Origin of the sequence: Desulforhopalus sp. IMCC35007, assembly GCF_005116575.1 — a bacterium.
GTDB lineage: Bacteria > Desulfobacterota > Desulfobulbia > Desulfobulbales > Desulfocapsaceae > Desulforhopalus_A.
This window is the reverse complement of the sequence record NZ_SWCN01000046.1, coordinates 1-22,751: the sequence shown is the minus strand read 5'-3', so window position 1 is coordinate 22,751 and position 22,751 is coordinate 1. Positions and strand designations below refer to the sequence as shown.

At 48.1% G+C, this 22,751-nt stretch carries 18 protein-coding genes; 1 reads left to right on the top strand and 17 read right to left on the bottom strand.

Annotated elements, in window-relative coordinates; all coding sequences use genetic code 11:
* Positions 1–1,090 precede the first annotated feature (1,090 nt).
* From FCL48_RS24230 to FCL48_RS24170, 13 genes are all read right to left on the bottom strand, one after another.
* Positions 1,091–2,689, bottom strand: coding sequence for an aspartate:alanine exchanger family transporter (locus tag FCL48_RS24230; protein WP_136876608.1), 1,599 nt, complete (start codon positions 2,687–2,689; stop codon positions 1,091–1,093).
* 416 nt (positions 2,690–3,105) lie between these two features.
* Entirely contained in the window at positions 3,106–3,807 is a 702-nt protein-coding gene (locus FCL48_RS24225) for an ABC transporter ATP-binding protein (RefSeq protein WP_169309367.1), read from the bottom strand.
* Positions 3,794–4,564 (bottom strand): ABC transporter ATP-binding protein, encoded by a 771-nt coding sequence (locus FCL48_RS24220; protein ID WP_136876604.1) that lies wholly within the window; start codon positions 4,562–4,564, stop codon positions 3,794–3,796. Before FCL48_RS24220 ends, FCL48_RS24225 begins: the two co-directional genes overlap by 14 nt.
* On the bottom strand, positions 4,564–5,442 hold the full coding sequence (locus FCL48_RS24215; RefSeq protein ID WP_136876602.1) for a branched-chain amino acid ABC transporter permease: 879 nt from the start codon (positions 5,440–5,442) through the stop codon (positions 4,564–4,566). The genes FCL48_RS24220 and FCL48_RS24215 overlap by 1 nt, the downstream gene beginning before the upstream one ends.
* Positions 5,442–6,314 carry a branched-chain amino acid ABC transporter permease gene (locus FCL48_RS24210; protein ID WP_169309366.1) on the bottom strand — a complete coding sequence of 291 codons (873 nt, stop codon included), beginning with the start codon at positions 6,312–6,314 and terminating at the stop codon, positions 5,442–5,444. Before FCL48_RS24210 ends, FCL48_RS24215 begins: the two co-directional genes overlap by 1 nt.
* 11 nt (positions 6,315–6,325) lie before the next feature.
* On the bottom strand, positions 6,326–7,411 hold the full coding sequence (locus FCL48_RS24205; RefSeq protein ID WP_136876598.1) for an ABC transporter substrate-binding protein: 1,086 nt from the start codon (positions 7,409–7,411) through the stop codon (positions 6,326–6,328).
* 50 nt (positions 7,412–7,461) lie between these two features.
* On the bottom strand, positions 7,462–8,580 hold the full coding sequence (locus FCL48_RS24200; RefSeq protein WP_136876596.1) for a M20 family metallopeptidase: 1,119 nt from the start codon (positions 8,578–8,580) through the stop codon (positions 7,462–7,464).
* Between the two features lie 326 nt (positions 8,581–8,906).
* A complete protein-coding gene (speB, locus tag FCL48_RS24195) occupies positions 8,907–9,707 on the bottom strand; it encodes an agmatinase (protein ID WP_136876594.1) in 801 nt (266 codons plus the stop codon).
* 131 nt (positions 9,708–9,838) lie between these two features.
* A complete protein-coding gene (locus FCL48_RS24190) occupies positions 9,839–10,849 on the bottom strand; it encodes a YecA family protein (protein WP_136876592.1) in 1,011 nt (336 codons plus the stop codon).
* A gap of 570 nt (positions 10,850–11,419) precedes the next feature.
* A complete protein-coding gene (locus FCL48_RS24185) occupies positions 11,420–12,238 on the bottom strand; it encodes a DUF3786 domain-containing protein (RefSeq protein WP_136876590.1) in 819 nt (272 codons plus the stop codon).
* Positions 12,239–12,419: 181 nt separating this feature from the next.
* Positions 12,420–13,340: a 5'-methylthioadenosine/S-adenosylhomocysteine nucleosidase gene (locus FCL48_RS24180; RefSeq protein ID WP_136876588.1), complete on the bottom strand. Its 921-nt coding sequence runs from the start codon at positions 13,338–13,340 to the stop codon at positions 12,420–12,422.
* 72 nt (positions 13,341–13,412) lie between these two features.
* Complete coding sequence (locus FCL48_RS24175) at positions 13,413–13,895, bottom strand: cupin domain-containing protein (protein WP_136876586.1); 483 nt, start codon at positions 13,893–13,895, stop codon at positions 13,413–13,415.
* 287 nt (positions 13,896–14,182) lie between these two features.
* Positions 14,183–14,479 (bottom strand): hypothetical protein, encoded by a 297-nt coding sequence (locus tag FCL48_RS24170; protein ID WP_205747820.1) that lies wholly within the window; start codon positions 14,477–14,479, stop codon positions 14,183–14,185.
* A 285-nt stretch (positions 14,480–14,764) separates the two neighbouring features.
* Between FCL48_RS24170 and FCL48_RS24165 the strand changes: the two genes are divergently transcribed.
* Positions 14,765–15,964: a hypothetical protein gene (locus tag FCL48_RS24165; RefSeq protein ID WP_136876582.1), complete on the top strand. Its 1,200-nt coding sequence runs from the start codon at positions 14,765–14,767 to the stop codon at positions 15,962–15,964.
* A 5-nt stretch (positions 15,965–15,969) separates the two neighbouring features.
* Here the strand turns inward: FCL48_RS24165 and narI are convergent, their stop codons facing one another.
* Genes narI through FCL48_RS24145 form a run of 4 tightly spaced genes read right to left on the bottom strand, consistent with a single transcriptional unit; the run spans position 15,970 to position 22,373 of the window.
* On the bottom strand, positions 15,970–16,641 hold the full coding sequence (gene narI, locus FCL48_RS24160; RefSeq protein WP_136876580.1) for a respiratory nitrate reductase subunit gamma: 672 nt from the start codon (positions 16,639–16,641) through the stop codon (positions 15,970–15,972).
* A 1-nt stretch (position 16,642) separates the two neighbouring features.
* Positions 16,643–17,194 carry a nitrate reductase molybdenum cofactor assembly chaperone gene (narJ, locus tag FCL48_RS24155; RefSeq protein ID WP_169309365.1) on the bottom strand — a complete coding sequence of 184 codons (552 nt, stop codon included), beginning with the start codon at positions 17,192–17,194 and terminating at the stop codon, positions 16,643–16,645.
* A gap of 27 nt (positions 17,195–17,221) precedes the next feature.
* On the bottom strand, positions 17,222–18,646 hold the full coding sequence (gene narH / locus FCL48_RS24150; RefSeq protein WP_136876577.1) for a nitrate reductase subunit beta: 1,425 nt from the start codon (positions 18,644–18,646) through the stop codon (positions 17,222–17,224).
* The gene (locus FCL48_RS24145) at positions 18,636–22,373 is read right to left on the bottom strand and encodes a nitrate reductase subunit alpha (RefSeq protein ID WP_240744960.1); all 3,738 of its coding nucleotides are present in this window, start codon (positions 22,371–22,373) and stop codon (positions 18,636–18,638) included. Before FCL48_RS24145 ends, narH begins: the two co-directional genes overlap by 11 nt.
* Positions 22,374–22,751 lie beyond the last annotated feature (378 nt).

Genomic DNA, 22,751 nt, shown 5'->3' with positions numbered 1-22,751 from the left:
CAAACTCTCCAGTTTGATATCCTAGACTACCTCACTCAAGAGATAGTTACTTATATAGTGCTTATGTATATAAGAGCTCTATTTTCGAATTACGAAAACTTGCTCCATTGTAGTTCGCTAAAACTACATTGGGCCCGTTTGCTTATGTGTTGTTATTTAGTTTTCAAGGATCGTTTAACACTCCTCAACTTCCGAAGTGTCCCGCGCTTTATGTCGCGGCAAAAAACAGATCCTAATAGACTTTAAAGGTTATGTCAACAAGCATTTTGATTGCGACGCTTTATATCTGCTTTTTTAAATTTACAACCTGGTGGTACTTCACAAAGGAGTAGCTCCCCGTCTCAAAAAATTGCTATGAAAAAGATAGGTATGTAGATGATTATCTTGGGGGAGTAGACAGGTTTGAGCTAACTGATCGTAATCTTCTCGTAAAATATCGAACATTTGTTTATCCCATAGCTCATATTTGAGTCATCTCTTTCTGCAATGCTATAATCAGGGTCTTGCCTGTAAAGGTAGCAAAAAATCAATTATTGAGCTGGAGAATTACAAGTTGGTATTCGCTGGCCCTATGAATCATTTTAAAAATGAGCGTAGAAAATGTTTTTACCCAACCAAATAGAGTTTAATGGAGAATCCGGGAGGATTTACACCACTGAGGTATATTCAAAGAGTGCTCAACTTCCCGATACGGTGGGTGTTTTTATACTAACGTATTCACATCCTCGAGGCCATTTATCAGGATTTCAGGTCAATGTCCTTCATATGGGGATAGCGAATAATCTGAACTCTGTAATTGCTGATCTCAGGCAAGATGAGAGTTTGTTGAAAGAATGCTGGAATTATAGCTGTATAATGCGTCTTGATACATTAACGCAATGCTCTGAATACGTTGAAGATCTAAAAACCGTTAAATGTACGCAATGCTGAAGTCTCAGGTAAGCTGCATAGTTTCATATCAGTAAAATCTGGGTGCCTGGTTGTCATTGGATGTCTTAAGGAGAAGTGTTGAGGGTGAGCAACACTTCGTGATAGAAGGTATTTATAGCAGCTCGACTCTATCAAGAACGCTCATCGCTATAAAGTTGAGCTATTGTAAAATCAGCACAAGTAATTTAGTGAAAAGAATCATTCCTATAAGGGCTACTGGATAAACCGTGGCATAGGATGAAGATGCATAATGACTTGTCGAGAGATCACTTACTGCGGCAAGTCCAGGTGTACTCGTCATAGAGCCCGTGATAACACCAAGCATCCTTAAAAAGGGGAGCTTCAAAAAAAACCGGCAAATCAGTACAGCCGTTATAAGTGGTATCAATGTCACAGCCACACCCGCTATAAAGAGATCCCACCCCTGTTCACTTAAGGTTGTTAATATTGTAGCCCCGGTCTTGGTACCAACTGTAGCCATGAACAGCACTAAACCTAATTCACGAATAAACGAATTAGCGGTTGATGGTATTTCCCAGATAAAGGGGCCTGTTTTGTAGAAGTTGCTGAGGAGGATACCGGCCATAAGAACCCCTCCTGTTGTTCCGATTGAGAACGTGCCGGAATATGGAATATACAACGGTACTTTTCCAAGCAGAAAGCCAAGCATAAGCCCAATAAAAATAGGGAGAAGATCAATGCTGTAGATCTCTTTGATGTTGTTACCAAACATTTTGGCAACATTGGCAAGAGAGCGATCATCACCGACAGCATGTATTGTATCTCCCATCTGTAGTCTGAGATTTGGCGTTGCCGGTAAATCTATACCGTTTCTGGTGACGCGGGCAATCTGCACGTTGAACACTTCCCGGCAGTTGAGTTGTTTCAGCGTTATTCCGGTCACGTTTCGTTTGGAGAGAACTATATATTTCTTGGTCAATCGACGGTCAAATTCAATTTCTTTTTCAATGGTTTTTCCAAGGAAAAGCTGTATTTTCTCCAGGTCAGGCTGTCTGCCTGCTACTCTCAGATGATCTCCCTCCTCCAGTACGGTTTCTGCCCCTACCAGTTCGGGTTCAGCAGCTCCTTTTCGCAATAACCTTGTAATAACCGCCGGTGCAATAGCACTGAGACCGAGATCTTTTACCTTCTTGCCGAAAATATTGGGGTTGCTCAGTTCGATATGATTTATAGAGAAAGGAAGATTCGACCTGGACATTTCTTCGTTGAGATTTTGTTCTTCTTTTGGGATGGAGATTTTCAGCACCCTTGGCAGGATCTGAATAAAAAGAATAACACCCGTCACCCCAAAGAAATAGGTGAGCCCGTAAGCGGCCGGGGCAGCAGTACTACCCGCCATTTCCACTGCTACAGCAAGTCCGGGAGTACTTGTTAGCGCTCCGGCAAAAAGGCCTGCCGCAATCGGTGCATCAAAGTGGAAAAAGTAGGACGCAGCAAGAGCTGTGAGAAAGCCTGTACCAATAACAGCCAAAGCACCAATGGTCATTTTCAGCCCACTGCTTTGCAATGAATGGAGAAATCCAGGACCGGCCTGCAATCCTATGGAATATATAAACAGTACAAGTCCCAGAGTCTGAAAATCCGCAGGAAGGGTATAGTTGAAATGACCGAAAAACAGGCCGATGAAGATAATCCCGGAGGAACCAAGAGAGAATGATTTGATGCGTATTTTTCCAAGTGCAGTTCCCAGAAGGGTAATAATGAGAAGAAGAAAAATATGATTATGAAACAGTTCCACGAAAAACACCTATTAATAATAAAAAGAAGCAGGATATACATTTGGGTTTTGACTGGCAGCTATCCTAGGTTTTAACCGTCTATGATGCAACATTTATTTCCCCATTTCGATTGGCTATTTCGTATGACCCATCGTGCCTTTCATTTGATTCGCCTTTTAAGAAGATATCTCTTGCGGAACAATGCGATAGATTGGAGTGACTCGATTTCTGGGTGGATTCTTCGTCCTTCCTCAGCCTGGCAAGATCGCCTTGAAGTGAGAGCAGATTTTATTGTACGCTGAAACATTTGGGCTCCACTATTTGACACAGAAGTAATAATTGCCTCGACCACATCACTCAAACAGAACAATGCAACAGAAGACTCGTCACAAGACTTTACGCCTGTTCGGAGAGCACCACACCACTTGAGTCGCAGTTATCCGCCGAGATAAAGGCGCGTCACCTCGGAATTAACGAGGAGTTCTTGGCCACTGCCGGTAAGACGATTTTGTCCTGATTCAAGTACATAGCCCCGGTTGGCCACAGATAAACCTTTGCGGGCATTCTGTTCGACCAGTAAAAAAGAGATACCCTGCTGATTAAGAGTACTGATAGTAGAAAAAATATCATCGACGACTAATGGGGAAAGACCAAGAGAAGGTTCATCAAGAAGGACGAGTTTGGGTTTTAAAAGGAAAATTCGGGAAAGTGCGAGCATCTGACGCAAGCCGCCCGAGAGTGAGCCCGCCGGGCTATGTAGTTTCTCTTTCATCCAGGGAAAAGTTGTGAGGACTGTGTCGAGCCGTTCCTGAAAAAGTGATTCTGAGATAAAAATCTGGCAAAGATTAAGATTTTCCAGAAGAGACAGGCTGGGGAAGACATTGCGCCCCTGGGGAACAAAGAGAATCCCTTGTTCAATTTTGTGGGTGCAGTCGGTCCTAGAAATATCCTGATTGTTAAAAAGTACCTTACCCTTTGTCGGAAGCAGTTGGCCGGCCACAACCCTCAATACCGTTGATTTTCCTGCCCCGTTAGGGCCAATCAGGCAGACGGTTTCGCCTTTGTTGACAACAATATTCAGCTCGGACAAGACCGTGAGTTCTCCGTATCCTGCGGTGATGGATTCAAGCTTCAACATAACCATCGCTCCCCAGATAGGCTTGAATAACGTTCTTGTCCTTTTTGGCTGCAGTGGCACAGCCGTCAAAGATCAGTTCCCCGGCATCCAGTACCAGGACACGGTCACAAAGCTGGCTTACTAGCGGCATGTTGTGTTCAACCAAAAAAAAGCGCATTCCTCTTTGCACCAGAGTTTCCAGAATTTTGACCAGTGATTGTATCAGGGTTGGGTTGATCCCGGCTGTCGGTTCATCGAGCAGTACCAGCTGGGGGTCTGTCATCATCACCCGGCCGATTTCCAGCAATTTTCTCTGGCCATAGCTCAGGCTTCCGGCAGGAGCATCAGCAAGAGAAGAGAGGGAGAGAAGCTCAAGAATATCCCGGGCCTTCTCTTGAATTTCTTTTTCTTGCCTGTGTACTAAAAGGGGAGAAAAGAAGGACTTGACCAGAGATTCACCGTGTTGTGGAGTTGGGATTGCGGTAAGGTTTTCCAGTACCGTCATGAAGGTGAGCATCCGGCTGTCTTGAAAGGTACATGACAAACCGGAATGACAGCGTTTTTCAGGCGGCAGAGTATCGAGATGCTGACCATTAAAGAGAACCCGGCCCTTATCCTGGGAATAAAAACCCATGACCACATGAAAGAGTGTTGATTTTCCTGAGCCATTAGGGCCGATCAGGCCGGTGATGGGTGTCTTGTTGTCAAGAGCGAAGGAAACATCGCGAAGCACCTGATTCCCTCCAAAACTTTTGTAAATTGAATGTAGTTCCAGCATCAGGTTTCCTGAATAAGATGTGACTCGGCGATTATGCCCTGGGGTCTGCGCAACATCAAGAGAATAAGAACCAGGCCAAAGAGCATGCTTTGAATATGTGCAACTCCTGCCGTCATTGATGCCGGCAAGGGGAGAAACCGCAATCCTTCGCCGACGCTTACCACAAGAACTGCTCCGACAATTGGGCCGAGCAGTGTACCCCGTCCGCCTAAAACGACACACAGCAGCACTAGAACTGTGAGCTGCAGGCTGAAGTCGTTTGGGCTGATATAGCCGAGATAATGGGCCCACAAACCTCCAGCGAGGCCGCCAAAGGCAGAGCCGATGGCCATGGTTCGGGTCTTGAATGATACGACATCTTTGCCGAATGCCCGTGCCACATGTTCATCCTCCCGGATCAGTTTTAACGTTCTACCAAAAGGAGAGGTGAGAATTTTTTTAAAACAGAATAAAGAAACTACGGTAATAACCAAAGCGGTCAAGAGTGTCACGGTGTTGCCTGAGTAGCCCAGGATTTCAACTCTGGGGATACCGGGTAACCCCATGGGTCCGCGGGTTAACCACCGTTCGTTCAAGAGGAACAGGCGGACCATCTCGGCGAATGCAAGCGAGGCGATACCAAAATAGTCACCTGTTAGTCGTAATACCGGCCAGGAAAAGATCAGGCCGGAAAGTCCTGCCACCAACATCGCCGCAAGAAGACCAAACCAGACGGAATAACCGCTAAGCGTCAGGAGTGCGGTGGTGTAAGAGCCAATGGCAAAAAAGCCGACATGACCAAAATTGTATAAACCGGCGCAGCCAAGCTCAAGGTTGAGCGAGGAGGCAAAGAGAATATAAATCAGGCAGACAATACCTATGTGCAGAAGATATTCCATTATCGCACCCCCCTTATAGTTGAACCAAGAATACCCTGGGGTCTGAAAAGTAAAATCACGATAATCAGCACAAAGGCGGTAAGATCTTTATAGCCGGGAGAGATGAAAGCGGTACCCATGTTTTCGATAATGCCGATGCACAGCCCACCGAGAAGCGCCCCCCAAACGTTGCCAACCCCGCCTAAAAGCACCGCAGCAAAAGATTTGATCATGAAGGTGAGGCCCATCATCGGATCAAGGCTGGTATCAAGTGCCAATAGAAAACCGCCGGAAGCGGCAAAGACTGCCGATATTATCCATACGAAAACACTGACCTTTCTGGTCGGTATACCATAGATACCGGCCAGTTCCATTGAGTCGGACACGGCGCGCATTGACTTGCCTGTCAGGGTTTTGCTAAGGAGCAGGTGCAGGATGACAAAAAACAGTATCGACAGGCAAAGCATAGCAAGCTGCACATAGCTTATCATCAGGCCACCCAGGTCGATACTCTCATAAAATGAGGTCTGATAAGAATGCAGGTCAGATCCAAAATAGAGCTGCAGACCACTGCGTAATAAAAACGACAAACCGATTGACGCGATGAGCAAGGTGACGGGTTGACTGTTTCTCAATGGTGCAAAAACCATGTGGTTCTGCAGAAGAGCGATGGCTATCACCAGGAGAATGGCTGGAAACACAGACAGCCACAGGGGCAGACTAAAAGGAGGGGAGGCGAACAGCAGAACACCATAAGCCCCCCAGGCAATCAATTCTCCGTGGGCAAAGTTGATAAAGCGGAAAACTGAGTAGACCATTGTCAGACCGACAGCAAAAAGAGCGTAAACGCCACCGGCGACAATACCGTTAATAAATAATTGGAGATAATACACAATAGCGCGCTTTAATTTTCGATGATTTTGCCGTCTTTCACCGACCAGCGTCCGTAGCTGGCACCAACATCACCGTTTTCGTCAAAACTCAAATCTCCGGTAACACCTTCAAAGCCCTGTGATGCGCTTATCAGAGAGGCCCGGATACTGTCTGAAGTCAGAGCATCGGCATTATTGAGGGCTTTGGCCAGTAGATGGATCATATCGTAATTATATTCACCAAAAATCGGCAATTTCTCGTCTGGGTATTTCTTGGCAAAAGCAGTCTTGTAATGTTCATAGAGGCCGCTGGTTTTGGAAAAAGTCGGGTAGGTGCCGATTATGCCTTCTGCTGCTTCGCCGGCAAGTTCAACAAGTTTTGGCGATTTTGCGGCTGATCCAAGAAGCCATTGCGGGTTGAATTTCATCTCGTGGGCTTGTTTGAGCATGGTCCCACCCTCTTTGATATAGGTGAGGTTTACAACGGCTGCTGGATTATTTTTTTTCAGACGGAGGATTTCAGACCGATAATCAGCTTTTCCTTCATCATAGGTAAATTCTTCAACTATTTTACCTTTATATTTTTCTTTAAAAGCGTTGGCAAGACCAACACCCCAGTCATTGTTTATATAAGTCAAGGCCACTTCTTTGTAATCAAGTTCTTCCGCGAGTTTGGCAACACCGATGCCCTGCAGCATGTCTGAGGGAAAGACCCGGAAGACATATGATCCGCAGGTACTGATATCAGATGCGGCTGATTCTGCACCGATAAAAACGGTTTTTTCACGTTCAGCAATAGGGCAGGTTGCCAGAAAATTGGAACTTGCCGCAGGACCGATTACAACCGGCAGTTTTTCAATAGAGATCAGTTTTTGCAGGGCGGAAACAGAACCCTGAGCTGTTGACAGGTTGTCTTCGTAGACAATCTCGAGATCCTGGCCTTTAATCCCACCGGCATTATTTACTTCCTCAACCGCCAGATTAATTGCCCGCTGGAACCCTTCTCCATAGACTGAAATCTTCCCGGAAAGTGGCTGCACTGCACCGATTTTAACAGTCCCGGCTACAGCAGTGCCGGCGAAAAGGCACAGCAACACTGTACACACAATTTTTTTCATAACGTTCACCTTGATAAAGTTATAGTTTTTTATTCATATCTGACAGCCCCTTAGAGACATAAACGAGATAGAATATTCAGATAGATATCAACGCTTTCAGCTAAAGCATCAATTTCCACATATTCATCGACTTTATGGGCCATACCTGAATCGCCAGGGCCCAGTATAACCACAGGAGCATTGCCGAGTCCCGGCCCAAGAACTCCGCCGTCGGTATAAAAAGTGACAATAGCGGGTGAGTGAGATTTTCCTCGAACAGTATCACAACTGGAAAAAATATCCTGAATGATATCGGCTTTTGGTGGTGTCCAGAGGGGCGGGAGATCAAATATTACCTGGATTTCAGGTTCCAGCGGGGCGAGCAGAATCTTGAGTTTGTGCAGGATTTCGTCATGAGACCAGTTTACGGTTGAGCGAACATCAATTCCCAATTCAGCCAGGTCGGGAACAGAGTTGTAGTTGTCTCCGCTTAGAAAACGGCTGGTCACCAGTGTTGCTTCGCCCATTATTTCGTGTGCTCTGCCGCCAAGGATACCATCATTTAGAGCCACAACAGCTTTTGCTGCTTTCAACAGTGCATTTACGCCAAGTTCGGGAAAGGCTGCATGTGCGGTTTTGCCATGGAAGAGAGCTTTCAACCAGAACACCCCTTTATGACCGAGCCGGGGAGTATTTCCAGTAGGTTCAGCCACCAGTACACAGCGGGCTTTGGGCAGTACCTTTTTGTCGATAAGTGATGCCGCGCCTGCACAACCGATCTCCTCGTCGGAGGTAAGAACCAGAGTAAGAGGTTTCTCATCGATTTTTGCTGCGTAGTGTAGCGCGGTGGCAACCAGTACCGCAACGCCGCCTTTCATGTCAGCGGCACCTCTGCCAAACAGTTTTCCGTCGATGATTGAGGGTTCAAGCGGCTGATTTGTCCAGGGCTGACTCCCAAAAGGAACCGTATCCAGATGGCCCGATAAAATAACAGATGGTTGATCGGTCCTTCCCTTGTGGGCCACCAGTGAACTGCGATTGGGGCCATAGGGGTACTCCTTGATCAGAAATCCGGCGTCTTGCAAGAGTGGGGCGAGAATACGGACAGCGTCTGTTTCGTTTCCGGGCGGGTTGACGGTATTAACTGCTATAAGTTGTTGGGCCAAAGAGAGCGCAAGATTCTCAGTCACTGTGTTCCTTAATCAATTGTTTAATGTTAAAACCTTTTTCCACAGTCTTTCAATATTGCAGAATTGACAGGCAAAACAAGATACAACTGATAAGAATTATTATTTAGCATTGCAAACAATGATTTATTTTTTTTTCAATTACTCCATACATTTTGTTTTTGTCCGTTGAGAAACGACAACCGTTCAGGACAAGATCATCAAAGATCTCCGGACATGCTAATTTGACAGTGTGTTCTACAGCTTGGAATCAACAAAGAACAGTCTCAAGCATTACCTTTCTTACACAGCTCTACCTCAGTGGATATGTCAATATCAGGTCGCAGTTCTTATCCGTCCAACATTTTGCCCAGAATTTCTTTTAGCAACTTTGCTGCGACCATACCGGTTATCCCCTGTGGATCGTATTCAGGATTGTACTCGACGATATCAGCTCCTACCAGTTCACCTGATAGTGTCTGTATGCCGTTTAAAACCTCACGGGTACTCATTCCTCCCGGCTCATAGTGCGAAACTCCTGGTGCAAAGGCGGGATCCAGACAATCAAGATCAAGAGAAAGATAAACAGGACCATCAAAGACAAGATGCTGCATTCGTGTCAGATCTCGCATTTCTATCATCTCGACTCCAAAACGTGCAGCCTGCTCCCGCTGATGGCCGGTTGCTGTTCGAATTCCCACTTGTACCAATCTGATAGTTGGAAATTCTTCCATTATACGTGCAAAAGGACAGGCATGAGAATGGCGGTTGCCATCCAGTTCGTCGTATAAATCCGGATGGGCGTCAAAATGAACAATATTTAGTTTGTTGTATTTCTTGGCGTATGCACGAACAAGTGGATACGTTATCGAGTGATCACCGCCCAGCGTCACCACCCGCAGTTCATCGTTGAGATGAACGACAGTCTGGTTTTCAATATCTGCAAATTCACAACCTTGATGAGAAAAATCAAGGTTGGGCAGCAGCTGCCACCGTGAGTTCTGGCCAAGATCAATTCCATTCTCCGTCCACATGTTCGATGATTCGCTAAAGAGTGCATTGCGGATATGGTCGGGAGCCAATGCTGGTCCACGTCTGAAAGATGAATTGCGATCGAATGGAACTCCTTGCACAACAATATCATTTTTCATGGTGTCTGGAACAGCTTTAAAAATTCATACATTGATATTCTCTGAGTCGTTTGAAATGGTCGATATATATATTGAATGGGGCCGCCAAAATCTTAGTCAATTTTTGCTGGGCAAAAGAAGTATTGTCAGCTTTACATTGAAAAGCTGACAACCTGATCAAGAAGGTTGGTTTTTTTTACATCATAGTGGCTATAAAGGTTCTCAGAAGGAGTTGGTGTAAGCTCGGCTAGCCCGAAAAAACGGAAACCCCTGTAAAAAGTTCTGAGAAAATACATCCTGCGAAGTTGTTGTTCTGCTGTCAGGTAAGGTCTGTCCTGAAGCTCTTTCAGTACATCTGGAAATGCAGCGAGGAATGCATCCTCGTAGTATTCCTGTGGTCTTGCAATATCACCGTATTTATTGAGTAGATAGAGTGAAAAAAGAAACGATTGCTGAACGATGTGAATTTCCTCATATCCATCCCCGTAGGCCCAGTTAAATTCGGTCAAATATTTTTTCAGGAGTTCTGGGAATAATGCAGTCGGGCCCTGAGATGCTACAATCTTTCTGTATTTGGTGCCGATAATAAACTTGCCTTTAAATTTCCGCAGTATTCCACACATTTCTGCAAGGAGCCTAATACAGTGCAGGTCAAAGAAATTATCTTCGCTGCGAACCGAATCAATTCTGAGGCGGTGGATGTCATCTTGATCAGCCCAGTAGATACGTGCTGCTTCCCTGCAGAACTTCTGTGGCAGGTTGCCTTTGGCTGTGGGTTTAAGACCTTCATTACCTATTGCATCAACAATGAGAGAGAAAAGTTTCATGGCCGGAGCTGATATTTCCGGGTTGAGAATTGTGGAAAAATGGACAAGTTCAGGGCTATCGAACGGCCGATACAGAAAACTATGCATCTGAGTGGCAGAGAGCGTATGAAACGCCTCTATTGGTGCAGCATTTTTTTTAGCAAAGAGCAAATCCAGTTGAGCCTGGGCTTCTTCTAAAGAAGTAAATTCAGTTTCAGCCAGCAATTTACCAATATCTTGACCAAAGTCCTTAGCAGTATTCGGACTGGCTCCGTCTTGATCGTGTCTTAAACAGCATGTCTTGTATTTTTTGCCACTGCCACAGGGGCAGGGTTCATTTCTTCCTGTTGTGCTCATTGGCTCTCTCGTCGATTGTCGATAGCATGTTTTCTGGGACAGCGTTTCAAGGAAATTTTGATTATGGATTAAAACCACGTGTAATATTCTAATCAATCTGTGAAGCTCTCAAAAGGGATATCTACCCATTATGTATGATAAAGAGTTTTCGATAACAAAGGAATTGTTTTGTTTATGAAAAAAATCATCATTCTCTTTTCGGAGAGGTCAGTTGTTGATGATGAAGAACGAGAGGTTATACAGGTTTAACCTTTTGTAATTTGTGCCGTCACATCTGCAAACCTGCATTTTGCAGGCCTTTCGGCTATCTATGGCACTGTTCTCACGATAAAAAATGATGCCATGGAGACTGCTGACTTTATTGACGCGCACATTTGGAAAGTGCGACGGGTTATCTATTGGTGTGATCGGTATCACTGCACGATCCATTCATAGACTGATTTTCGTTGCCGATTATCACCACATCGGCTCCGGTAGCCTGGTGTAGCGTTTCTATCCACGCAACACTGTCCTCGCAACCGGAGTCAGGCAGATATGGAACACTGAGCCCCTCGCACTATGAAAGGATAATCACTGACAGAGCAACTGCCGCAGTCGCTCGCTCATGAATATGATTGACTCAATGTCGAGATGTTCGACAACAGTTTCATCAAACATCAACTTGGCTTCTGCCTCAAAGTCTTCATCGTCCTTTACATCCCAGAACATAAGAGAGACCGGGACACGGGGGAAGATCTGAAACACAAGGGCCACGTCCGCATCATTTTGCTGACCCTGCAAAGGCGTTGCACCAAGTGCCAAAGCTCTTGCCTGCAACTCTTTACCTTTTCCTGAAAAATGTTTGATGAGCGGCTCTTCTACCTGGGATTTCATAGAGACCATCTTCGACACCGTATTAGGGAACTCCACCAATCCCTTCCATTTACCCGTAGGCAGTGCTCTGCCACCCTGGGCCAGATGGTTCAACACAAACACCTGTTCATATCTTGTCAGCTTGTTATCTGATTCGTCAGTAATATCAGTACCGATTATCAGAAGACTACCATTCAAATAGGGTAGTTTCAGGCCGGTTTTGCCATCGCAATCCACCAGTTCGCCTCCAATGCGGTCAGGCAAATCTTCTACCGCCATGGATGCGGCACGGTTCTGCGCCCATTTAAGAGCTTCTCCAGCAAGATCGCGCTTCAGCCATTTCCCTTCTGCGTATTGCTCGGCCAGTTCCAGTTCACTTTTTGCGAGCAGCTCCGGATCAATATGCGGGCAATTTTTCAGTGGATGCTGTTCAGAGACAACCATACTGGCAAATGACAAGCAGGTTGGGAAACCGCAGTCCTTACAATTTGTTTTCGGAAGAACTGTTCGGTATAAATCAACAACAGAAAGTGCCATAGTTGAACCTCGTTGTGATGAGTTGTATGCAGAAAGTGACCTTGTTTATTACTGGAGACACGTATCTCATGCCACTTGACGTCTTAACTGCCAGAATGTGATAATCACCTGTTGATTTGGGAGATTATCTTGTAGGAAAAAGTGAAAACAGGTATGAACTCATTCAGCATCATTGGAGATATTAATGCCAGACTTCGAGAAACCGGAGCAGGACATGGGCTGCATTGTCTGCCGCAAGTTTAAAGAAGGTGTTGATCTCGTTTTCCCCCTCTCCGCCACCAGCAAGGTCAGACAGGGATCGGAATGCAATGAAGGGAATGTGATTTACATAGGCCACGTGGGCCACTGCTGCGGATTCCATATCCAGGCATCCGGCATTGAAGGTCTCAAAGATCCAGGTCCGATAGTCAGAATTGTCCACAAAAGACATGCCTGACACGCCCGTTCCGCCCACGACCAGTTTGGGTGTATTGCTGAGCTTTACATTACCTGCTTCAGAAACCAGTTCAATGGATTGAATTTTTTTGGCAACGGCCAGCAATTCTGAATCTACATCGAACCAGAACTTCTCCTCAAGTGCATCCGCTTTCTTTAGACGGTCGTGGGTGAGATCAACGGGCTGCGGAAACATCATGCCGAAGCCGGGATAAATCTCTTTATGCCAGCCAAGATCGTAACCGTCCCCGGTCTTTTTGGCAAAAATTGATTCCTGGTATTCTGCCCATCGGGCTGGTACGACAACATCCCCGATGTTCAGATTAGGGTTTACACCGCCTGCGATCCCGCTGAATAGAATGTGTGTAATATTAAAATGGTCCAATGCCAACTGCGTCGTCATGGCGGCGTTGATCATGCTGACTCCGGACAGGAAAAGAACGGCTTTTTTCCCTTCAATCTCACACAACACGAAGGTTCTTCCATTGATGACCGCCTCTTTTTCGATTATTGCCGTGTTCTTCAATTTGACAATCTCCGCGCCAAAGGCCGAAATGATTGCAATTCTTCCTGTCTGATCCCCCTGGGTAGTATTTTCCTGGGCCCACAGTGGCAGGGAACAAAAGAAGACCGCGATAAAAACAAATCCTAAAATCTTATATTTCATTTCATCAACACTCCAGTTTCTCACTTTTCCAAAAATGATGGGCATTTTCTATTTTCATTATCTTGACATTGATCAAAGTCTACAATCCTCGGTCTTGTCTGAGACAATAAATCTGGTCAACCCAGGGGCTGTGGAAATGAGCCGCTGTGCCTCTTTTGACTCCGGATTAATGAGAGTGAAATCGGAGAACTCAAAACCTGGGGCAACCGAACATCCGACTAAAACGGTATCTGTTATTGGCTCTGCTGCCTGCCACATTCCCGCCGGAACGACCCTGCAAAAACAGTTGTTTTTGGCCGACAGAACGGTACGTACCGGAGGTGTCTTGGTGCCGTCCCAGGTATGGAGGATAAGTCCTGCCCCTTGATAGAGGTTCCAGACCTCATCTGAGGTCACCTTGTGAAACATGCTCACTTCTCCGGGGCGGAGTGAGAAATATATATGGGTCAAGGCAGATCTGGTCGTCCCGTTTGACGAAGTGACAAGTTTTGCAGAGCGAAACACCTCCAAGAATCGGCCGCCCTCCGGATGCTCTATAAAATCAAATGGTTTCATGGTATTGCCTGATAGTTGTCGTCAAAAAAAATAAATTGCTTTAAAATATGAGATATTACGCGTACGAACAAGGGCTTTCCTGCAGATTTCAGCCTATCCGGATTTTCGTTGCACAAAAAGTACCTTTTGTGAGAGAAATTGCATGGAGATTTTCCACGATATAATTCCGGGTTTATTCGTCAGTTGACTCCAGTCGCCAAAATCGACCCCCTGGAAATCCAGCTTCATGAATCTGATATATCAACTGTCGCAAATCCAGGGGATAGGTCAGAGGGGGATGAATAGGGTCATTTACTAAAGGTTTTTTCTGGAAAAAGCACTGACCACGAATTCTCTGAACCAACCAACAAACCTAATCCGTTCGAGGAAGGTTTAATACAAGGGACAGCATTGACTGTTTTTGCCACAATAGCCGTCGCAGGAGAAAAGTAGACTTTGACTTCACAGTGAAGACGCCCCTCAGATTCGTGGCGAATGAATAAGGCCAGTTCTCTTCTGTTGTCATTGGTTTTATATGCTGTAAGGAAAAGTTCTTTGATATGCTCTAATGGTTCTTCCGCCAACATGGCATCGCCGAGATTCATTGTAAACCAGCATTTCATCTATTTTTGAACTCCTCATACTGTACATGGTAGTGTGGTTTAACGGATTCGCTATAATTATTATCCATCTTCTGTGTTGTCGCAGGACCTCGGATGATCGTTGTCTTTTCGCTTTGAGCCCCCCAATTTTACACTCCGTTCTGTGCTTCGTTTTGGCTGGAGGATTCTAACTAAATCTTGTAGAATTTCTGTTGAAACGCAACGTGCAAGAAGCGTTGCCTCAGAATACAATCTCGCTATTGACTCGTCGACCCAAGGATTCTAACAATGAACACCCTGGATATCAAGCGTCTGGAAGGTGCCGCGATGTTTGCCGTATGCACGGTAGCCACCGTATGGGTTGCCCTAACCGATTCAATACCTGCTTCACTTGAGCTGGTGCGGGCGATCTTGATCACCGGTTTGTTTTTTTTGATCAGACACCTCTTTATGAAAAAGATTCCATCGCCGACCGGTTCCGGTGCGATCGTCATGGGAATCGGTATTTTCATTAACGGAGCAATTGTTCATTTTTCCCTGATCAACAAAGAGTTTGTACAACCTCTTACCTTGGTTCTCTTTCTCCTTCTGCTCTTTATCGCCGGCTCCTACATTAAGGATATGGTGAGTGGAAGGATTTTCAAGGTGCATTTTGCCAATCCACTTGGGAGTTTTGCTGTCGGAACCTGGATTGCCGGAACCTCTGTCTGCGGTATTGCGCTCTGCCAGAGAATCCCTGAATGGAAGCCCGTGGCACAAATACTGGTGATTGGTAATATCAGTCTGTGGTTGTATTTTGTCTATCGTGCAGTCGGAAATTTCTACCAGTTCTTTACCAGTGAATCCTGGCAAAAAGTACACGGAGTTCTGTTGCTCTCGACGGTCAGTACCCAGTCGCTGGTTATTGTGTGGAAGGCTGCTTTTGGTACGAGTGTTTTCTACCGACTGGCTGCGCCCTGGATGATCTTGGTTGGCGTGTGTTTTTATCTTGTAAGCTTTTATCTTATTGTGCGGCGATACGCTTTTGAGGGGAAAAAAATTAATCTGGATAAAGGCTGGTTCAATACCAACTGCATCATACATGGGGCAATGTCCATCACCGGCCTGGCAAGCGCTGTCTGCGGCGTTGTCTCAGCCAATCTCATTCTTCTGATCTGGCTGTGGGTTTTATTGTGGTTCGTCATGGTCGAGATTATCGAAATTATTCGGGCTGTTAAACGAATCAGGCTATACGGATTCGCCGATGCTCTTCTCGTCTATGATCCAACCCAGTGGTCGAGAAACTTTACTTTCGGTATGATGTATGCCTTTACCCTGAATTTTGATATCTTGGAAAGCGTGGCGGCAGACTCCTTTCTGCTCGTACTGCACAAGGCGATACTTGCCTATTTTGCCTGGATTGTCCTTATCTTGCTGCTCCTTGAAATCCTGGTGTTTTTTCGTGATAGATTATCTCCTGTTGCCCCGGCACCCTCATCGATACCGTAACCCATTTACTCCAGTGCTCTGCGTCTAAATACTATCCAGCACCTGGAAAAATATGTGAGAGGTACACTCCAGATGTGGACCAGACGGCTGAAGGGGGAAAATGCCAGCAGTGCCAGAGCGCTTATGATGTGGATCTTGTAGCTGAGCGGCACATCCAGCATCAGCCCTGGATCTGGTGTAAAAGTCACAATACCTCGAATCCAAGGGGCAATCGTGTCCAGCATATAATAGTGGCCGAACATTACATTGTAGAGACCCGTTGCAGAAACGACAAGCAGTGCTCCCAGGGTGATAAAATCGTTGTGACTGGTGGTACGCTGAATACGTGGCAGGGCGATGCGGCGGTAGAGAAGCAGGGCGAGGCCGATAAATGCGACAATACCGGTTGCCATACCGTTGTAGTGGGCGATAAAGGTGTGGGTTTCGCCATTAATGCCAACCATATCCAGAAAACGCTGTGGGATCAACAGGCCGCTTGCATGTCCGAATAAAACCAGGAGCATGCCCCAGTGAAAGAAGGTCACTGCCAGGAACAAACTCTTTTTCTCCAGAAACTCGCTGGATTTGGCGTTCCATCCGTATCGGTCGGTTATATACCTTGAGATATGGCCTACGGTGAAAATTGTCAGTGTTATATATGGGAATACAAGAAATGCCAGAGTGTTACCTAAATCCATGTCAGACCTCCTTGCTTATACTGTCAGGGTGAGTGATCACACAAGGGTGCACAATCTCAGCCACCAGTTCCATCAGTCCCCCATAGGGGTGCTTATCTTTTTGTAAGCGTTCGGCCAGTTCGGCCACGGCGGAGAGACAAGACCAGAGCGGGGTCGCCTCCTCCGGCTCCGGGCACAACGCCAAAAATTCAAGAACCATGGGCAGAAAATCTGGAAGTTCATCGATGGCGGCATCATATCCCTCGCGGTGGTACACCCAGAGGATCTTTGCCAGGGCCTTACCGCGGTCTTCGCCGTCGCCCAGGAGATGATATGTCAGGTGCAGGCTGGTGGCCGGATCAAGGTCAAAAGCTGCGGTATAGGTCTCCTGCAGTTGTAAGAGTGGGGTGCTTTCGACATAGGTTAAAAAACTCCGCAGCAGTTGCCGCCTCCGGCAGTCATTTACCGTCTCCACGATTTCGTTTACGTCAGCGAGTTCTGTATTCCATGAAGCGGCTGGATATTCAAGCAGGAACCCCAGCAGCTTACATTGCACGCGATCGTTTTCAGTCATGATATTCTCCATTTCCTGATACCCAGATCATCGGTAGTCTGGAAAACCTGCACATCCCTTGGTATTGTGCAGTGGACTTTTGTCCGGGTGTGAGGCGGTGGGGATGACATTTCTATCCTCGAGCTTGGCGATAGCGAGCAGCTCGTACATCTTCGTCAGAGTCTCTGAATCAAGGCCGACCGAGGAACCAATGGTCTCGTCTGGTTTATTTTCCACTCGCACAGATCGCATATATGCCCGGACCGCGGCCAGTCTTTTCAGAGCCATGCGAACCGGTTGCTCATCACCAGCTGTCAGCAGGTTGGCCAGGTATTTTACCGGAATCCTGAGGTTGTCCACAGCTGTTCTGATGTCTTCATCTTTCGCCAGTGACTCAACCGGGCTGAGCGGTGGAATGTACCAGACCATCGGCAAGGTTCGAAATTCCGGATGCAGTGGCAGGGCCAGATGCCAGGTCTTGGCCAGCGGATAAATCGGCGACCGCCGGGCAGCAGCCATCACATGCTCGGGGATGCCCTGGCTTCGTGCCGCAGCAATCGTTTCGGGATCTTTTGGGTCGAGAAACAGATCAAGGTGTGCCGGATAGACCTCCCTGTCGGTTTTAGCCGATGCGGCTTCATGGATGCGGTCGGCGTCGTAAAGAACTACGCCGACATAGCGGATGCGGCCAACACAGCTATGGGCACAAAGTGTTGTAAGACCAGCTTCGAGCCGTGGGTAACAGAAGATGCACTTCTCTGACCGACCACTCTTCCAGTTAAAATAAACCTTTTTGTAGGGGCAGCCCGATACGCAGTAGCGCCACCCTCGGCACCGCTCCTGATCGACCAGTACGATGCCGTCCTCGTCCCTTTTGTACATTGCTCCGGAGGGACACGAAGCGACACAGGCCGGATTGAGGCAATGCTCACACAAACGGGGCAGATAAAACATGAAGGCCTGTTTGAAGGAGAGATAGATAGCGTGATCTAGACCGCTGAAGTTGACGTCTCGGGCTCCGGTCTCGCAGACACCTGCCAGGTCATCCTCCCAGTTGGGTCCCCATTTTATCTGCATGGGTTCTCCCGTAAGCTGGGATTTGGGGCGGATTGAAGGCTGGTGCTTTTTCCGGGGGGAAGTGATAAGACTTTCGTAATCATAGTCCCATGGCTCGTAATAATCATCAATGACGGGCAGGTCGGGATTATGAAAAATACGGGAAGCCTTATGCAGACGGCCGCCACCTTTGAGTCGAAGCTCCCCTTTGTCCATGACCCAGCCGCCCTTATGCAGCGACTGATTCTCCCACTCTTTGGGATAGCCGATGCTGGGCTTGGTCTCTACGTTGTTGAACCACATATATTCAGCACCTTTGCGGGTGGTCCAGACATTTTTGCATGGAATACTGCAGGTATGACAACCGATACATTTGTCCAGATTGAGCACCATAGACATTTGAACTTTAATCTTCATACCAATCCACCTCCCCGGCTTTACGTACCACGATCACTTCATCCCGCTGGGACCCGACCGGACCATAATAGTTGAAACCGTAACTGAGTTGGGCGTAGCCGCCGATCATATGGGTCGATTTTACCATAATACGGGTTACGCTGTTGTGGGTGCCGCCTCGCTGACCTGAGAGCGGGGAGCCCGGGGTGTTGATGAGCCGCTCCTGGGCATGGTACATGAAAGCGGTGCCAGGAGGAATCCGGTGACTGACCACGGCCTTGGCCATGACCACCCCGTTTTCATTGAAGCACTCGAGCCAGTCACTGTCTTTTATTCCAAGAGTATGGGCGTCCACGTCGCTGATCCAGATGGCCTCGCCACCCCGAAACAGGGTGAGCATAATCAAGGTATCGGAATAGGTGCTGTGGATTGACCACTTGGAATGGGGAGTCAGGTAGTTGAGGGCCAGGCTCTTTCGCCCATCGCTTTTCATGTCGGGCTTCATTTTGGCAAGTGCTTCGGTAACGCTGTAGGGACTATTGTCGACCGGCAGATTAAGAGGCGGACGGTACAGGGGCAAGCCTTCACCAAAATTAAGCATCCAGGGATGGTCCTGGTAGAACTGAGCCCGCCCTGTCAACGTTCGAAACGGCACCTTTTCCTCAATATTGATCACAAAGGGAGAATACCGCCGGGTTTCCGATTCGATGCCGCTCCAGACCGGTGAGGTGATGATCTTTCGGGGCTGGGCCGTAATATCGTTAAACGATATCTTTTCATCACGGCGGCCCGCGCTGAGATGGCTAAGAGCCAGTCCGGTCTTTTTCTCAACCCCTGCCCAGGACTTGAAAGCGGTTTCGCCATTGGTCTCGGGTGCGAGTTTCAGAATAACCTGTGCCGCTTGCTTGCCTGTGGTAATTGAGGGCATCCCGTAACTCTTGCCTGGGGTCGTTACCGTACCAAGTTCAGTGGCAAGCTCACTATACTCTTCCTGACCAGACCAGGCGACGCCCTTGGAACCCACTCCCATTTTATGAACTAAAGGTCCCAGCGCCGTCATCATTTTATAGGCGTTGGGAAAGTCCCTGGTGATAACCGATAATTGGGGCATCGTTTTGCCGGGAACCGGCTCGGTTTCGCCCTTGCGCCAGTCAAGCATTTCGGGCTGGGCGATCTCACCCGGACTGTCGTGTAAGAGTGGAGTCGCGACCAGATCCTTCATTTCGCCCAGGTGAATTGCAGCCAGTTCGGAGAATTTTTCGGCAATAGCGCTGAACTGGTCCCAACTGGTCTTTGCCTCCCAGGGTGGATCCACCGCAGGGTTGAACGGATGGATAAAGGGGTGCATGTCGGTGGTGCTCAGGTCATGCATTTCGTACCAGCCCGCTGCCGGCAGGACGATATCGGAGTACATGGCGCTGGTGGACATGCGAAGTTCCAGGGTGACGAGAAGATCGAGTTTTCCTTCGGGGGCTGGTTCACGCAATTTGATCTCCTCGGGACGGAGTTCACTCTCGGAGTTTTGCACGGCGTTATCAACGCCCAGGAGATGTTTGAGGAAATATTCATGCCCCTTGCTGCTGGCTCCTAGCAGATTAGCCCGCCAGAGAAAGAGCATTCGGGGAAAGTTGTCCGGGTGGTCGGGATCTTCGACGGCAAAGCTGAGAGAGCCATCCTTTAGCTGTTCGACTGCATGGGCGATAATATCCGCATCGGTGGCCGCACCTTTTTCCACTGCCTCCCGGCAGAGATCCAAGGAGTTGCGATTGAACTGAGGGTAGGACGGCAGCCAGCCGAGACGGACGGCAACGGCGTTGTAGTCCGCCATATGCCGGGGGGAATCTTTACCGGCCAAGGGCCAGAGAAGACTTTCGGCGTTCAGGTCATCATAGCGCCACTGGTCGGTGGCAAAGTAATAAAACGAAGTACCGTTTTGTTGCCGTGGCGGACGTGTCCAATCAAGACCGAAGGCAAGCTGGGACCAACCGGCCTGGGGCCGGACCTTTTCCTGGCCCACATAATGAGCCCATCCGCCGCCATTGACGCCCTGGCAGCCGCAAAGTGTGGTCAGGTTGACAATCGCCCGGTAGATCATGTCACTGTGATACCAGTGATTGGTGCCCGCACCTAAGAATATCATGGACTTGCCGTGGGTCTTATCGGCATTCTCGGCGAACTCTCGCGCTACCTGGATTACCTCTTGCCCGAGGACACCGGTGATTGTTTGCTGCCAGGCAGGGGTGAACGGTTGAGGATCATCATAGCCTGTTGGGTAATGCACAGAGCTGTCTTGCTTAACGCCATGGTCTTCAGAGCGTACAATCCCTAGCTGGGCGGTCATCAGGTCAAATACCGTGGTCACGAGGAGATCGCCTGCGGCTGTTTTAATAGTTTTGACGGGTACCCGACCTTTTTTCGATGCGGGGCCTTTGTCATCAAAATATGGCAGGGTGACCGTCTGCCAGCTATCAGCATCGCCCGCATAGCTGAGCATTGGATCTATAGCTGCATTATTTTTGGAGTCTTGCAGGTGGAGATTCCAGTGGCCGGCCACCTCGTCCCAGCGAAAACCGATGCTTCCGTTGGGAACAACCCAGCTTTCAGTAGTGCAATCGAAGAAGACCGTTTTCCAGCGTGGGTTGGTTATCTCTGTTCCCAGGTCGGCGGCGGTTAAAAAGCGGCCTGAGACCAGGCTGTCGCCTGCGGCGTTAAGAACAACTGCAAAGGGCAGATCGGTAAAGCGTTTGGCGTAATCGATAAAGTAGGCAGTAGGGTGATCAAGATAAAACTCTTTGATGACCACATGGGTCATAGCCATGGCCAGGGCCGCGTCGGAGCCTGCCCTGGCGGGCAGCCAGGTGTCTGCGAACTTGACATATTCAGCATAATCCGGGGCAACTGCCGTAACTTTTGCCCCACGATACCTGGCCTCGGTAAAGAAATGGGCGTCCGGGGTCCTGGTCATAGGCAGGTTGGTGCCCCAGACAATCATATAGGTTGATTCATACCAGTCAGCACTTTCAGGCACGTCCGTCTGCTCACCCCAAATCTGTGGGGAGGCCGGGGGAAGGTCAGCGTACCAGTCGTAAAAACTGATGGCGGAGCCACCTATCAAGGAGAGAAACCTCGTCCCCGCCGCGTAGGCGACCATGGACATGGCTGGAATGGGGGTAAAACCGAAGATCCGGTCAGGCCCGTATCGCTGGATGGTATGGACAAGGGAGGCGGCGGTGATTGTCGCAGCGTCATCCCAGGACAGGCGGACAAGCCCACCTTTACCCCGGTCGCGCTGATACCGGCTGCGCTTTTCGGGATTGGTTGCGATATCGCGCCAAGCCTTGACTGCATCGCCATGGCTTAGCAGGGCTTCTCGCCAGAGTTCCAGCAGCGAGGAGCGGATAAGAGGATATTTTACACGGACAGGACTGTAGGTGTACCAGGAAAAGGTGGCGCCACGGGGGCAACCCCTGGGCTCATGATTGGGAAAGCCCTCACCACAGGCGGGATAATCAGTGGCCTGGGTCTCCCAGACGATGATGCCATTTTTTACATATACGTCCCAGGAGCAGGAGCCGGTGCAGTTGACGCCGTGGGTGGACCGCACCTTTTTGTCATACTGCCAGCGATCACGATAAAAATGTTCCCATTCCCGCTGGTCGCAGCGACTTTCCGCCCAACCTTCTGAAATTTTCTCTTCCCGGCAACCATCTTCGGTGCTGCGGGGGCGAAAAAAACGAAACCGTTTCATGAAATCTCTACCGGACATCACAACCTCCAAAGGGAAGGCAAAACGCTCAGACACGGAAAACCAGCCCGGTGCACAGGAAAGTAAGCTGGGACTATCCCCTTGACGGGTGTAAATACCTTCACGAAATTCATTTTTTAAAAAACAAGAAATGAATTTCTAAGGTACTGATATGGTTGACACTGTCAATAATAAACAGTTATCCATTGCCTCTTTTTTCGCCGGGTTTCCCGGCGCTTGCAAAAAGGTTAATTAACATCTTTCCAGTTCATGGCCAGAGACGGGGTCATCATTTAACGACGGTTGATCAATCTGATATGCGCGGGTTGGGTACCGAATGAATTGGCTTCGTCGTGGAGCTGCCTCTATCTAAAGACGGGT